Origin of the sequence: Arcanobacterium canis, assembly GCF_029625435.1 — a bacterium.
In the GTDB taxonomy this organism is placed as follows: Bacteria; Actinomycetota; Actinomycetes; order Actinomycetales; family Actinomycetaceae; genus Arcanobacterium; species Arcanobacterium canis.
In genome coordinates, this window is the sequence record NZ_CP121208.1 from 150,936 (window position 1) to 165,171 (window position 14,236).

General features: G+C 55.5%; 12 protein-coding genes. 2 read left to right on the forward strand and 10 right to left on the reverse strand.

The genetic code is table 11. The annotated features are described in order from the left end of the window. Positions 1-13: 13 nt before the first annotated feature. From pgm to P7079_RS00655, 4 genes are read right to left on the reverse strand one after another with little or no spacing between them, the layout of a single operon-like run. A complete protein-coding gene (gene pgm, locus P7079_RS00640) occupies positions 14-1,690 on the reverse strand; it encodes a phosphoglucomutase (alpha-D-glucose-1,6-bisphosphate-dependent) (RefSeq protein ID WP_278012918.1) in 1,677 nt (558 codons plus the stop codon). 46 nt (positions 1,691-1,736) lie between these two features. Beyond that, a complete protein-coding gene (locus P7079_RS00645; protein WP_278012919.1) occupies positions 1,737-3,101 on the reverse strand; it encodes a DUF2079 domain-containing protein in 1,365 nt (454 codons plus the stop codon). Between the two features lie 47 nt (positions 3,102-3,148). Then, positions 3,149-5,764, reverse strand: coding sequence for a lysylphosphatidylglycerol synthase transmembrane domain-containing protein (locus P7079_RS00650; RefSeq protein WP_278012920.1), 2,616 nt, complete (start codon positions 5,762-5,764; stop codon positions 3,149-3,151). Positions 5,765-5,803: 39 nt separating this feature from the next. Next, on the reverse strand, positions 5,804-8,107 hold the full coding sequence (locus P7079_RS00655; RefSeq protein WP_278012921.1) for a heavy metal translocating P-type ATPase: 2,304 nt from the start codon (positions 8,105-8,107) through the stop codon (positions 5,804-5,806). Between the two features lie 207 nt (positions 8,108-8,314). Here P7079_RS00655 and P7079_RS00660 point away from each other — a divergent pair, with 207 nt between their 5' ends. Further along, complete coding sequence (locus P7079_RS00660; protein WP_278012922.1) at positions 8,315-8,476, forward strand: DUF8462 domain-containing protein; 162 nt, start codon at positions 8,315-8,317, stop codon at positions 8,474-8,476. Positions 8,477-8,603: 127 nt separating this feature from the next. Here the strand turns inward: P7079_RS00660 and P7079_RS00665 are convergent, their stop codons facing one another. The 5 genes from P7079_RS00665 to P7079_RS00685 all read right to left on the reverse strand — a co-directional run bounded on the left by P7079_RS00665 (position 8,604) and on the right by P7079_RS00685 (position 12,612). After that, positions 8,604-8,837 (reverse strand): heavy-metal-associated domain-containing protein, encoded by a 234-nt coding sequence (locus P7079_RS00665; RefSeq protein ID WP_278012923.1) that lies wholly within the window; start codon positions 8,835-8,837, stop codon positions 8,604-8,606. Between the two features lie 92 nt (positions 8,838-8,929). After that, positions 8,930-10,396, reverse strand: coding sequence for a hypothetical protein (locus P7079_RS00670; RefSeq protein WP_278012924.1), 1,467 nt, complete (start codon positions 10,394-10,396; stop codon positions 8,930-8,932). Positions 10,397-10,533: 137 nt separating this feature from the next. Then, the gene (locus P7079_RS00675) at positions 10,534-11,202 is read right to left on the reverse strand and encodes a DedA family protein (protein ID WP_278012925.1); all 669 of its coding nucleotides are present in this window, start codon (positions 11,200-11,202) and stop codon (positions 10,534-10,536) included. Between the two features lie 12 nt (positions 11,203-11,214). Next, the gene (locus tag P7079_RS00680) at positions 11,215-11,631 is read right to left on the reverse strand and encodes a phage holin family protein (RefSeq protein ID WP_278012926.1); all 417 of its coding nucleotides are present in this window, start codon (positions 11,629-11,631) and stop codon (positions 11,215-11,217) included. Positions 11,632-11,682: 51 nt separating this feature from the next. Next, positions 11,683-12,612 (reverse strand): hypothetical protein, encoded by a 930-nt coding sequence (locus P7079_RS00685; protein WP_278012927.1) that lies wholly within the window; start codon positions 12,610-12,612, stop codon positions 11,683-11,685. A 179-nt stretch (positions 12,613-12,791) separates the two neighbouring features. Here P7079_RS00685 and P7079_RS00690 point away from each other — a divergent pair, with 179 nt between their 5' ends. Next, a complete protein-coding gene (locus tag P7079_RS00690; protein ID WP_278012928.1) occupies positions 12,792-13,535 on the forward strand; it encodes a type I 3-dehydroquinate dehydratase in 744 nt (247 codons plus the stop codon). 48 nt (positions 13,536-13,583) lie between these two features. Here the strand turns inward: P7079_RS00690 and P7079_RS00695 are convergent, their stop codons facing one another. Continuing rightward, a complete protein-coding gene (locus P7079_RS00695; protein WP_278012929.1) occupies positions 13,584-14,222 on the reverse strand; it encodes a TetR/AcrR family transcriptional regulator in 639 nt (212 codons plus the stop codon). Positions 14,223-14,236 lie beyond the last annotated feature (14 nt).

Here is a 14,236-nt window from a genome sequence, read left to right on the forward strand (position 1 = left end):
AGGATAACGATGATTACTTCAGTGCTGCGGCAACCACAGCTTTTGCTTCTTCTTGAACCTTGGCAAGATGATCAGCGCCCTGAAAGGATTCAGCGTAAATCTTGTACACGTCCTCGGTTCCTGAGGGGCGCGCAGCGAACCACGCATTTTCTGTCACGACCTTCAGGCCGCCGATTGCTGCACCGTTGCCCGGTGCTTCGGTGAGCTTGTCGAGGATTGGCTCACCGGCGAGAGCGGTTGCACTGACGTCACTCGGAGCGAGTGCGGCAAGCTGAGCTTTCTGTTCTTTCGACGCCGGAGCGTCGATACGGGCATATTCGCTTGCTCCGTAAGTGTTCACCAATTCGCGGTGAATAGCTGACGGGCTCTTTCCTGTCACTGCCATGATTTCGCTGGCGAGCAGGTCCATGATCAGGCCATCCTTGTCAGTGGTCCACACGCCACCATTGTGACGCAAGAAAGATGCACCTGCAGATTCTTCGCCGCCAAAACCGATCTCGCCCGAGATCAGGCCAGGTACGAACCATTTGAAACCCACGGGGACTTCAATGACACGTTTGCCCATCCCGTTCACCACGCGATTGATCAGCGAGGATGACACGAGAGTCTTGCCGATGCCTGCGTTTGCGGGCCACTGATCACGGTGGGTAAAGAGGTAGTCGATCGCAACAGCCAAGTAGTGGTTCGGGTTCATCAGGCCGGCGTCGGAAGTGACAATGCCGTGGCGGTCAGAGTCGGCGTCGTTTCCTGTGGCAATGTCGAACGGCGCTGCCTCACCGGAGGTCTTCATCCGTGCGACGAGCGATGCCATGGCGTAGGGACTTGAGCAATCCATTCGGATCTTGCCGTCCCAGTCCAAAGTCATGAAGCTCCAACGCGGATCGACCTGCGGGTTCACAACCGTCAAATCGATACCGTAGCGTTCGCCGATGGCGCCCCAATATTCTGCAGAGGCACCGCCCATTGGATCAGCTCCAATACGGACGCCCGCTGAGCGGATCGCGTCGAAATTAATCATCGATGCGAGGTCATCGACGTACGCCGAAAGGTAGTCATGGCCGCGGGTGGTGTGTGCCGCCATGGCTTGTGTGTAGGGAAGGCGGGCAACATTGCGCCAGCCTTCGCGCAGAATTTCATTTGCGCGTGCAGCGATCCACTTTGTTGCCTCGGTGCCTGCTGGGCCGCCGTGAGGTGGGTTGTATTTGAATCCTCCGTCACGTGGTGGGTTATGTGACGGAGTGACGACGATGCCGTCGGCAAGTCCCGGACCGTGGGTGCGCACGCCATCGACGGTGTCTGCGCCGTTTGCGGTGAGGATCGCAAGTGAAACTGCTGGAGTGGGAGTCCACGATCCACGTGCATCGACACGAACTTCGACGTCGTTTGCAGCGAGCACTTCCAGAGCGGTACGTTCTGCAGGCTCGGAGAGCGCGTGGGTATCACGGCCGATATAGAGCGGGCCGTCCGTTCCCTGGAGACGGCGGTACTCAACGATGGCTTGGGTGGTGGCAACGATGTGTGCTTCGTTGAAAGCGCCATCAAATGCGGAACCTCGGTGTCCGGATGTTCCGAAAACGACCTGTTGAGCGGCGTTGTTCGGATCCGGTTCGATGTCGTAATAAGCCGAAATAAGGGCGTCAACGTCAATGAGATCTTCTGGCGTTGCTGGCAATCCTGCTCGTTCATTCATGCCTCCATTTTGGCACACTTTGAGCAGTCTTCTAGCGACGCAAGGCCTACTGACGAACCGCGAGGGTGACGCTTGAAAAGCTCCTGACGTCCCATGTAGTTCCCGGCCAGCGTTTTTGCGTCTCGGAGCGAACGACGTCGGGCGACTTGTCGGAGACGATCCAGTAGTCCGGAACGACACCACCGATAGTCTGATCGAAGTACACCGTGTTCCGAGGAACGAGGTAAGCCATATGGCGAGTGTCGCTCGCGATCCTTGCTCCGGGCGGGATGGCGGCGATGGCAGCAGTCGAATCAGCCGGTACTCGGACATAGGATCGCTTTGCGATCAAGGTGGGCACTCCGGTCCAGGTGGTGAATGTGGTCGCCGCAAGAGAGACAACGATACCGACGCTCACCCACCGACGTCGGGAGGCGATTGGCAGGGAAGAGAGCCTCAGTTTTGCAATGCCGTCAGCAGCTGCAAGGACAACAATCGGCATCAAAACAGCTGAATAGTGCCACTGCCACCCCCAATAAGTCTCAGTGTCGCCGGCAAAGCGCCACAGGAGCGTGGGCAACGTCAGGGTGATGAGGGGTGAACGCAGACAGACCACTGCGCCGAGGGCGACGAGAAGGAGAAGCGTCACCAATTTTGTTCCTGGAACAAAGAATCCTGCGGCGAGCTCAAGAACGGAGCGGTGAACTTTTGTGGCGTAATCCCATTGGCCGTGCATATTGAAAGCAGGGAGAAAAACGACGATTTCGAGGATAAACCACACCGCGCCCCAGATTCCCAGGAGAGACCAGAGCTTGAGCTCTTTGGCTGTGCGCGAGTTCAGCCAGCACCGTATGCCTGCGAGAAGTGCGAAGGCAATAACGGTCAAAGGGAGGTCTTCTTTGACAAAGACAAGCCCGCTGATAAGAATCGCTGCTTGCACAAGCCGACCGCGCTGATATGCCACCAGTCCGAAAGCGAGTAGTGGAACTGCGAAAGCGATCTCATGGAATTGGCTCCATGCGGCATTCCAGATTCCCCAGCTCAGTGCGTAAGACACCGGAAGCGCGTGCCCTATCCACCGGGGATAGCCAGCGTGGCGGATCAACCTCGGAACGTACCACGCAATGGGAATAACTGAGAGTGCGAACAGAAAATTCTGAGCGATCAACAAAGTTAGCCCTGAAGGTGCGAGCCAGTAGAAGGGCGTCAGAAGCAGCAAAATAGGGTGGAAATGATCTCCCCAGAGATTAAAACCTGGGGCTTTGATATCCACGATTGGCTCGGAAAAATGCGAGTACTGCTTGACAAGTTGCGTGAAAATACCCAGATCCCAGGAAGGAGAAATGAAATTACGCCATTGCCACACACTGATGACACTCAGGCTCAGGAAAACGGCAAGCGAGAGAAGGAGTGGGAAATCCTTCCGGAACATCGCGGGTATCCAACGGGGGAGCCGACGTCGGCTCTGGCGAGTTGACACTAGATCAGACTCCTCTTCGTTGCTACTCGTAAAGCGATCCAACCGAGCGGAACACGGCCCCAGAAGGTAAATAGTCGATACAAAACTGCAGTGGAGAATGCGATTGAGGCGGGGATACCAGCAAGAACTAAGCCACCAGTGAGCGCAGCTTCAACAGGCCCGACGCCGCCGGGAGAGGGGACAACAGATCCAACTGAGTTCGAAATCAGGTAGGCAATTGCCAGCGTGATTACCGGGAGGGAATAGCCGAAAGATCTGAGGGCAAAACCGAAGCACGCGACGAAGGCTGCAGTCATGATCAGGGCGCCCGCGAGGCCCAAGACGATTCGACGCGGGTGGGCAATCAACCACAGCAAACGTGGCAATACTTGTTCGATTGTGGGCCGGATTTTCGCAATAGCCCAGCGGCGTATCGGCGGGATGAAGAATAGGCTCGATCCGATGACTAAGCACAAAATGAAAGCGATCTGCACGGTGGCTGACGGCAACGAGAGATTTCCAAGATCGCCGGTAATGAGTGACAGAAGGATCAAAAGTGCCAGCGTCGCAACGAATTGCCCCACCTGAACCACCGCCACAGCGGCAACAGCACCTGCCGTGGGTACGCCTTTCTTTTGGAGGAAACGTAGGTTTAATGCTGCTGGGCCAACGCCAGCCGGAGCTACAAGTGTGACCACCGATGCCGCAACCTGAACCAGCACTGATTCATGATAGGGGACGTTTTCTTGCGTGTAGGCCTTGAGAGAAAGTGCGGCACCGAGATACGTGACGAGACCCGCCACGAACGAGGCGACCATCCACCAGGGGCTTGCTGTGCGTATAGCAGTGGCGACGTCGTCGAAACGCATTGATGTGAACAGCACGTAGAGAGCAATCACGCCGACGGTGACAGTGAGGACGGTCTTGATACTGAAACGTTTGAGTTCCAGTGAAGGGGCCTCACGTGCTTCGGGAACTTTTTTCATCAGCGCAGTGCGCAGCGCTTCGAGAACTTTGTTATTCGCAAGGGCTTCACGTGTCTCATCTGGCATGACGGTGGGCTGGAGGAACGGGGTGAGCGAGACAATTTGATCGAGGGGCATACACCGCGTGAGAGAAGCAACAGTCCGTTCGATCCCGACTGTTACTGCGAGCATCGCGGTGGCTTGGGCGAGATCAATATGACGCCAGGCTTCCGCAGCGAAGAGGTTGCCGTGGTACCACGACGTCAGATCAAGCCTATCGGGACGAACTTTGACGACGTCGGCGTGGATCTGTCCGTGGGAAGCGCCTGTGCGATGCATCGCATGGATACTGGCCCACAGTGAATCGATTTGGGCATCGCTTATTTGGGGAATATCGGACAAAAGAGGATCGGGGTCAGCTTTGAAAGCCATGATCATCGTGTCAGAGCGTTTATTGAGTCCGACAATTGCGCAGTCGGTTGCCCCGAGCTGATGGGCGCGGGTGGAGAGCACGACGGCATGTTCAACGCCTGACTCATACGATTCGGGATCCCACTTCACTGGTGTTGTGAAGCGTAGGCGTGCAAGAAGGTTCTCGATATGTGACATCGTTGTGCGTTCGTAATCGATCGTGGCGATATGGAACGCCTCGCCCTGGGTGTCAATCGCAAGATAATTTCTGCTCACACCGTCGGAATGTGGAATTGAGTAGGAATTTCTCATGAGTGAATAGAGCGGATCCGGGCGTGTGGCGGAGGCTCGGGCCGGGCCAACCGTATCGATGTCGTCCAGTTGCGCCGACTGGCCATCAGCGAGATGTGAGGCAGCCCAAATTGCTTTGAGTTGTTCCAGAGCCTCGCGATTCGTCACCTCGAGCGGGCCGGAAACGGGCACCTCCCAGGCACACAGCTGGCCGATGAGTCCTTCGTCGATGCGAATCAGCTGCGCGACGTCGATGCCTGATTGGCGCACGGTGCGCAGCAGCGACGTCCCGTTGGCCTGGAGCGGACGGGAACCGATGATATAGCGGGCAAGGAAACCACTCATGATTCCTGTCAAGACAGTAAAGACTGCACCTGAAAGGGATTGTTCTCCTTGGATCACGCTTAAAACGGTGACAACTCCCATTGTCCACCAGCTTCCTCGAACAATTTTCGAGTCACGGGTTGAGCCAGCCACGATCAACATTGCTGCGATCACAGCAACAAATGGGATAAAGGCCAGCAAAGCATTGGTGTCTTTGGGGCCGTGTGAGGTAGGGAGAGTCGATTGTGGAGCTAAAGTGATGCCCACCCATCGGATGGCATTGGTGAGGAAAATTGAGAGAACTGCACCGAAAGTGAGTTGGGACAAGGTGCGCCATCGACGTTTCCAGATGAGATCGACCAGTAAAATGAGCGGAATAATGAATGAGATAAGTCCCTCGGTCACATTGATGGGGATAAAAAGGAACTGCCCGAGGATGCTCGATGTAACGTCACGAACATCAGTTGTGACAGCGTTCGTGGTTGACTGGGCATAAATTGCCAGGACGGCAGTAAACGCTGTGAGGAGAAATACTTGAAATGCTGCGAGGAGATCAGCTGGGCGACGGGTCCAGTCGTTTTTAGTGTCGATGAGGAGCACTTCGTTCGCTAACGAAGTGCTCGACGTCGGTGGGGGTTCGCTCATGTGCCCCACTTTACCTGTCACTGATAGCGATCGTACACGTTAGGACGCGCGTAGGCGCAAAGAATTCAGCACTACGATGACCGACGAGGATGCCATCGCTGCGGCTGCGAGTCCCGGAGCAATGATTCCACATGCCGCGAGCGGGATAGCAACGAGGTTGTAGCCGAAAGCCCACGCAAGATTCTGCTTGATAATGCTCAAGGTTCGTGACGAGACATCCAGCGCAGTGACGAGCGAAGAAATGTCAGAATTCACGATCGTCATATCTGCAGCCGCTTGAGCGACATCGGTTCCGCTTCCCATCGCAATCGAAAGGTCAGCGCAGGCAAGCGCAGCAGCGTCATTGACGCCATCGCCCACCATGGCCACACGCTTGCCTGAAGCAATGAGGTGTTTGACGATCTCCACCTTTTGAGCAGGTAAGACTTCGGAATGTACCTCGTCGATACCGATCATGTGAGCTACATATTCGGCAGTGGAGCGATGATCTCCTGTCGCTAAATGGACGCTGATCCCACGCTGGTGAAGATTGTTGATCGTGGCAGCTGCACCCGATCGGAGAGCATCATGAACGGCAACTGTGCCAAGAAAAACGCCGGCGCAGGAAACAGCGATGAGCGTTGAGCCTGGTTCGCTGTTCTGTGCGAGAGATGCCTGCGATGGAGGAATTTCGATGCCTTCGTCTTTCAGCCAAGCGAAAGTTCCGGCATGAACGATCTTCCCATTGATAATCCCAGATACTCCTTTCCCTGGAAAGGCTCGGAAATTGGTCACGTCGAGTGTGTCCAAGCCCAACGTGTGGGCATGACGAGTGACTGCCTTTGCAATGGGGTGTTCTGAGTAGGCTTCCAGAGACGATACTTGCCGGAGCAGCGATGATTCACAAACACCGTCAGCCGGACGGGCTGAGGCAAATGACATTGTGCCGGTGGTGACAGTGCCTGTTTTATCTATCACGATTGCAGTGATTCCGTGGGCGCGTTCGATCACCTCAGGGCCAGAAATGAGAATGCCAGATCGCGAGAGTCTTCCCGATCCCACAAGCAAAGCTGTGGGCGTCGCCAAACCTAATGCACACGGACAAGCTACGACGAGAATCGTGATTGCGCTAGTGAGCGCAGTTTCAACAGCGCCACTGTCGAGCATCATGCGGATCACGAAAACTCCAAGAGCCAGTGAAATTACTGCAGGGACGAATACGGCTGAAATTCGATCCGCGAGACGCTGGACGGGGGCTTTCCCTGTCTGAGCCTGGGTCAGCAGCCGGCCCATCTGAGCCAACATGGTGTCTTCACCAACGCCCGTCGCACGAACATCGACAGATCCCAAGGTGTTGATAGTGCCTGCGCTGACATGACTTCCAACCGTGATGTCAATAGGTGCGGATTCGCCGGTGACCACAGAAGCGTCGATGGCCGATTCTCCGGCGATCACCTCACCATCCACGGGGACGGTTTCTCCCGGTCGGAGGCGCACCTGATCGCCAACGCCCACCGATTGAGTAGGAACGAGCTGGCCGACTTTTGTTCCGTCGGCACGCTCGAGGACGTAGGCATTCTTTGGGCCAAGTTCTAGGAGCGATCGCAGAGCATCGCCAGCACTACGTCGAGATTTTGCTTCGAGCCACCGTCCTAACAGAAGGAACGTGACGATCATGGCTGCAGTCTCGAAGTAGACATGCGAAGAGGCGTGGTTGAGGCTGTGGACTCCGCTCATGGACATTCGGTAATCCAACACTCCGGCTCCGCCGCCGATCATCGCCCACATTGACCACCCCATTGAGGCAATGACACCTAATGACACCAAGGTGTCCATTGTGGTTGAACCGTACCTCCCTGCGCGCCACGCGGCGCGATGGAACGGAAGACCACACCAGAAAGCAACGATCACTGCCAGGACGCCGACGACGTATTGCCAGGCAGGGAACTGAAGCGCGCTAATCATCGAAATGGCAACGATTGGGACACAGATAATGAGGGCGACAACGAAACGGCGCCATAGATCGGCAACGCGTGTACGAGCAGCAGCAGTAGCGGCATTTTCTACCGCTTCAGCGTCGATTCCGGTATCGACAGCGCTGCGTGATCCATCGTGAGCAACCTCGACACGCCGCAAGGCGCTCGCTCCGTATCCTGCTTTTTCGACGATAGCGACCAGCTCTGCATCGGTGAGGTTGGCAGCTTGGGGCGACAGAGTCACATGCGCGCGCTCAGTTGCGAGGTTGACGACGGCATCGACACCCTCGACTTTCTTCAGCTTGCGCTCAACGCGATTGACGCAGGATGCACAGGTCATCCCGGTCACCGCAAGGTCGATTTCGGCAACAATTGTCTGCTCGCTCATCACAGTCCTTTCCGTGCGCTATTGCCAACGCATAACGCGCCTGCATTCTTCCCGGAATTATGTCTTTGCTCAGCAGGAGTTTGCCAGAAGTGTGGTGACCTTTTCGGGTGACCTTTTGGTGCATATGATGAATTTGAGGGATTTATTTTCACTTTATCTTTTTTAGATAAAACATCGATAAGTCACCAAAACTGATAAACGTACTCTATGGAGAGGATCGATGAGTCGTTCTTTAGGGTTCGACTCGACCGTGCCACGCGTCTTCAGGCGGCTTACCTACGGGCGATGGCCGAACTTGGGCCTGGGCCGCAGAAGGCGAATGCAGTAGCTGAAGTTCTCGATCAAACCTACGATGAACGCTGCAAGTAGTACCGTGAATAGAGAGTTGGGACAACGGTTGCCCGCTGCCCCAACTATCCTTTGAAATTCGGTTCATCACACGGCAAAGCCGCGTTCGCAGATTTGCCGATCTTTGGAGATTTTCCGAGTCAGGAAATCAGTCAATGGAGACCAGCTCGAAGCCAGCCTCATCGATTGCAGCCTTGAGCGCGTCCTTGTCAACGGCGGCGCCGTCGTTCAAGAAAACGTCAACGTTTGACACGCCGCCGCTGACGAGTTCGACGCTGACATTCGATACAGAATCGAGTTCCGTCAACTCTTCAGTCACCGACATGACGCAGTGTCCGCAGGTCATTCCTGCAACACCCAGCTTCACAGTTTCAGTAGCCATTGTGGTTCCTTTCTTCGCATCCATACCTGTGTCGCAACCAATGCGAGCGACGTACGATCGTACGCAATGCTGACGCGATGGCAGCTGAAAAATTACTTCTCACTCGTGTCTGCGGCGCGAGTAATTCCCCCAGCGAGATCATCGGTTCGCAACTGCTCTGGTGTGACAGAGGGCAGTTCGAGCTCCTCGAGCTTTTGTACGCCTGCCAATGGCAGCATCCACTCAAGAACCTCGTCCGTATGAGTGAACGCCGCAAGTTCAGCAATCCATTCCCGCGGATCTACCTGAGTTGCGAACTCTGGCTCGGAAGCGGAATTGAGATTGAGGTTTGCGTTGCCGTCATTTGCCACTTGAATCACGATTTGCAAGAAGGCTGGCTTGCCAGCTGCGGCATACACTTCCTTCAAACGGCGCATGTACAGCAACGCCGCTGTCGGGACAACGCGCAGACGTGCTCCGCGATCCTCATCGAGAAGTGCCATGCCGTCCCAAATCGTGGAGCTTCCCACCAGTTGAGCACGCACCCACTCTTCCTTCCATGTGGGAGGAGCAGTTGCCACGATCAGGGCAGTGGCTGACTGCAACAGCCACTCCTCGTTGTTGATATCGACTCCGTTTTCTTCGCTCACCGTCACTGCCGGACGGTCCCTCATATCCCAACCTGCGGGACGAGCCTGCTGACGTATCTGGTTTTCGATTGCCTCGATCTCCGCGACGGCGGCAAACCAACCGGTGGTGCCACGCTGGAAAGAGGCGCCTTCACAGTAGGGGGCATCGGTGAGCAGGGAAACGACCTGGAACGCAAAGTTGTCTTCTGGAGTGATAATTCCGCGAATCGCACGCACCGGAATACCCGAAAGCTTACCCATAATGAGATCGGTGTGAACGTCGAGGTCATCCTCATAGGCGATGCGCTTCGCCCACATTCCGCTTTCCAGCTCTTCGAAGCCGTCTTCGGCCTCAGGCTCCGACGGCGAAACGAGAGTGACCGATACCGGCTCACCAGCTTCGCTGACTTCGACGTCGGCGGGGACAGAACCCCACTCACGCGTGACAACCGCACCAATGAATTGGGAGGGGATACCGGCCTTGAAACTCCCGGTTGCGACATTCTCCCAACCCCATGCGATTCCGTGATACACGCCGAGCAGTGTGCGCTGGCCATTGACGTCGAGGCGATAGAGCTTGGAGCCGATTGGGATTCGAGTGGGGTCAACGAGCAACAGTGAGGTTTCGATCCCGTTCGCCTTTGCCACGCCCGAGCCGTCGAAAGGTGCGTGATCGACGACGCCGCCTTGGAAAGCTCCGTCGGTGAGCGGGCCAGCAGCGACACGAGTCTGGACAAATGGATCCGATGGGATCTCGAGATAGTGAATTGCCTTGTTATCAGCGAAAGGGGTGCCGGGGAAACGCACTGAGCACAGGTCAATAAGGTCAGCAGGCGTAGAGACCCGACGGCCGTCATTGGCATCAACGGCATAGCCGCCGCACAGTTCGTAACCTTCGTTGAGATAGGAATCCGCCTGAGAATCAGAGACGGGAAGCAGATAGGTGAACACACATCCTCCTTGGAAAAGACTGCCTCCAGACTACCGGTTATGCCAGATCTTCGGGTAATTCTTGTTGGTTTTCGGGCCGCGTCGCTGGTGAGACGACGGGGGCAAGTATCTCACCTGCCCCCGTCGTCTCAGAAAAATCAGTTGTCTCGTGAAGTGCGTTTCCATATGCGGAAAACGAACCACGACACAATCGCGAGTACCACAATCACCGCAATCACTGTGGAGAACTGTGATACCACCGCTTCTACCTTGTTCCAGTTGGCGCCGAGCGTGTAGCCGGCGTAGATCAGTGCCGTATTCCAGATCGCTGAGCCTGCTGCTGTGAGCAGGACGAACTTTACGAAGGGCTCCTTCACGACGCCCGCCGGCAAAGAGATAAGGGAACGAAATATCGGTAGGCAGCGGCCAAAAAATACCGTAAGCCCGGAGTACTTGGTGAAGAACGCTTCAGTTTTATCCACGTCGCTCATCTTCATGAACGGGATTTTAGACATGAAGAAGCGGGTGCGCTCGCGGCCAAACCACCGAGCGATCCAGTACAACGCGATAGCCCCGAGAACGGAACCAATCGTTGCCCAGACGATGGCGCCGGTTAACGAGAATGCGTTTCCTTGCCGTGCCGTGAAACCCGCCAATGGAAGGAAGACCTCTGAGGGGAGAGGCGGGAAAAGGTTTTCGATGGCAATGATAAAAGCGATGCCTGGGCCACCCAGAGCATCCATAACGGACACCGCCCATGCGGCGACGCCGGAGAGGGAGTCTGCTGGTGGGACAGCGCTTTGGTAGACGAATAGTGTGGGGAGCATCGTTGGTCCTTCTTAATTCAGGGTCTCGACTTCGGCAAAAATTGCGCGAAGTCCCCAGTTCACCGCACCGACGACGATGCCGCCAAGCAATGCCCACCCGAAATTGGTGACCACAAGGTGCAGATCGAACGATGCAGTGATCCAGGCGGTGAGTTTGAGCATCAGAGCATTGACGACCACGAAGAACAGGCCGAGTGTGAGGACGTAAAACGGTAGAGACAGCAATTTCACTACCGGGCGGACAAGTGCGTTGACGCAGGCGAGGACAAGGCCTGCAAGCACAAAGTACACAATGCGTGAACCAGTGGGACCAAGTCCGGCCAGTACCGAGCCGGCTTTCAACGTGCCGTCGAGGGAAATACCAGCCAGGAGAGCCGTAGCCACCCATAAGGCGATCGCGTTAAAAATAATCGTGATGGAAAACTTCATGTGGCCAGTCTAGGGCAGAGAACGAGCGAGCCAGGCGAACTTCTCTATGATTTAGAACAGATTCTCCGAGGCTCGCTTGAGGGAAAATCCCTTCCCGGAGAGCGCGTTCCAGCAGGTCACTCCATCTTTTTCGACAGTGCATCCGTAGCCCTTAACGCTGACAGAGCTTCCGTAGTCGAGCACCTTCGTCGCCGTGACTTTGGTTTGGCATCCTTTGCTGAGTTCTCCCTTGGGGGTGAGTGTGTAGGTTTGCGTCTTTCCCTCGCAACTTGGGGGAGTGGAAGGGTAATCGTAAACATTGATCGAACACATGAGGTTTTCGCCAGACATAGCACAGTGAATGTTTTTCGCCGGTGAGGTGAAGTTCGTTGCCACGATGCCACCTTGAGGAAGTGGCCGTGCCGGCGTGATCCATGCTCCGTTTGCTGCAAGCGCATTGAGCTGAGGAGCGATCTGCGAATCGGCCAGGGCACCAAGCAAACTTAACGAGTACGATTTCGGGCAGTGGGAGTCGATGTCCTTGAGAGCAGCAGTCACAGCGTTCTTGTTCTCGTCATTCCACGCGCCCTCTGCGGCGACATGCGAGACGTAGGCTGAAAGTTTTTCCGCGTCGGCAGTTGGTGAATCGCATCCTGTACGTTGGGCAATCGCGGCTGGGGTATCGGGCGATGGTGTGGGTTGGGTTGATTCTGACGCCGTGGCCTGCGCCGATGGGGGTGTGCTCGCGTTTTCAGAAGCAGACGCTTGTGGCGCGCGAGTCGAACCAGCTAAATTCCGTCCTTGGAAAATAACCATCGAGAAAACCAAAGTGATCACGAGGGCGAAGAGTGCTGCAGCTCCAATTAAGAGGTATAAGGGGCGTTTCCCGGTCATGACGGCGGCAGCCAGCGGACTCATCGAATGCGGTTGTGGATTTTCGCTGTACGACGATGTCGGGGTATCGCTTTCGGGCTTGTTTGTGAAAAAGTCGTTAACGCTCACGTTCTCCTCCTTAGTGACCACTCTAAAACACGCCGAGTGTTGCGGACGAATTTTTGCCGACGTTGTCGCTGAATTGCGTCGGTATGTGCTCACATTGTGGATACCATTGCTCGCGTTGTGGGAAGAAAAGAGGTGCGAGAGGCGTCATTAGGTAACATGGTCAAAGCGGAAGGAGGATCATGGAGTTTGGGCCAGATTCAATCGTGGTGCCGCTCGTCGGGACGACGAAGGCAGTGGTGCTAGAAGAGATCGCTGACAGTTGCGACGTTGCAGATATTTTTGAATGGCGAATCGATTTTATGATTGCAAGCCATCCGAACCCGTCAATCACCGCGATCGCGCAAGACATGATCCCCGAAATGCTCGCGAGTACGGATTTGCCGTTCTTGTTGACGATCCGGACTTTGGGCGAGGGTGGCACTGTTGAGCTGAGCGACGGGCGTGTGCGCTTACTCTTCGCTGAGCTCTTCGACGTGTTGATGCGTCTGCAAGTGGATCCTGAACGTGTGGCGATTGATTGTGAATTCACGATGCCTCAGGTTGCAGAGTTCGTTCGGCGTGCAAAAGATGCCGGATACGCCACGATGGTCTCTCACCATGAGAGTGCCGATACTCCGGACGATGAAGTGATGCAATTGATGATCGAGGAGATGCGTGAGGTTGGCGCCGACGTCGTCAAATTTGTTGTGTCAGCACGGCAGGAGAGCGATCGTGATCGTCTGTACAAGGTACTTGATGAGGTATACGATCCTGCGCATCCTCTGATCTCCTATGCTCAGGGTGTGCTTGGTGTTCCCTCGCGCTATGAGGCGCTTAGGCATGGTTCTGTTGCGACTTTCGTGCCTGCTGGGCACCCTGCGAAACCGCGTTTGATTTCTCCTGAAGCGTTACGCGAAAAGGTCAACGAGATCCGCGCTGAATAAAGAGCCTCAAGAATGTGTGTGGGCCTGAGCAAACGCCGAGGCCCATACCTACCAGGAGCACGCCGGAATTGGTCCGAGATCTGTGAGCTTTCCGTCCGCGTCTGCTCCAATCGCGCGCACGACAAATCGTTCGGCGGCATCGAAAAACATGGAACGTTCCGGCTCTTCTTTTGGGATACGGCGCCCGGTTAGAGCGCCGTTAATCAATGTGATGGCGATACCAACATCTTGCTGAGGGGCGAGACCATTATTGATGCACGCGTGGATGATTCCTCGAAGAATTTTTGACGACTGCGCAATATGCTTGCCCATCTGATGTGCAGTTTCCGGCGAGACAACTTGGATAAGTGGTGGGCCAGGAGCACGCAGGTAAGCGCGTTCCTGGAGAAGCTGTGAACGGACAAAAATTCGAAGTTGATCGATGGGATTTGCGGTGGTTGCTAGCGACTTTTGGACGTTCTCAACATAGACCGAGATCTCGTGGGCGACGAATTCCATCAGGAGGTCTTCTTTGTCATGAACGTGGTTGTAAATCGCTGTGCGTCCAATCCCTGCTTCACGTGCGAGATCCGACATCGTAATACCGTCGAAACCGCGCTCCTCCATGAGGCGTTGGAGTGCCCCAAAAAGAGCATCCCGAGTCCGTTCGCGATGCTCAGCCAAATTTGAACCGATAATCTTCGGCATGGGATTCTACTTCC

Coding starts and splice junctions, on each gene's coding strand:
- pgm (WP_278012918.1), bottom strand. CDS start 1,690: ATGAATGAACGAGCAGGATTGCCAGCAACGCCAGAAGATCTCATTGAC.
- P7079_RS00645 (WP_278012919.1), bottom strand. CDS start 3,101: ATGTTCCGGAAGGATTTCCCACTCCTTCTCTCGCTTGCCGTTTTCCTG.
- P7079_RS00650 (WP_278012920.1), bottom strand. CDS start 5,764: ATGAGCGAACCCCCACCGACGTCGAGCACTTCGTTAGCGAACGAAGTG.
- P7079_RS00655 (WP_278012921.1), bottom strand. CDS start 8,107: ATGAGCGAGCAGACAATTGTTGCCGAAATCGACCTTGCGGTGACCGGG.
- P7079_RS00660 (WP_278012922.1), top strand. CDS start 8,315: ATGGAGAGGATCGATGAGTCGTTCTTTAGGGTTCGACTCGACCGTGCC.
- P7079_RS00665 (WP_278012923.1), bottom strand. CDS start 8,837: ATGGCTACTGAAACTGTGAAGCTGGGTGTTGCAGGAATGACCTGCGGA.
- P7079_RS00675 (WP_278012925.1), bottom strand. CDS start 11,202: ATGCTCCCCACACTATTCGTCTACCAAAGCGCTGTCCCACCAGCAGAC.
- P7079_RS00680 (WP_278012926.1), bottom strand. CDS start 11,631: ATGAAGTTTTCCATCACGATTATTTTTAACGCGATCGCCTTATGGGTG.
- P7079_RS00690 (WP_278012928.1), top strand. CDS start 12,792: ATGGAGTTTGGGCCAGATTCAATCGTGGTGCCGCTCGTCGGGACGACG.
- P7079_RS00695 (WP_278012929.1), bottom strand. CDS start 14,222: ATGCCGAAGATTATCGGTTCAAATTTGGCTGAGCATCGCGAACGGACT.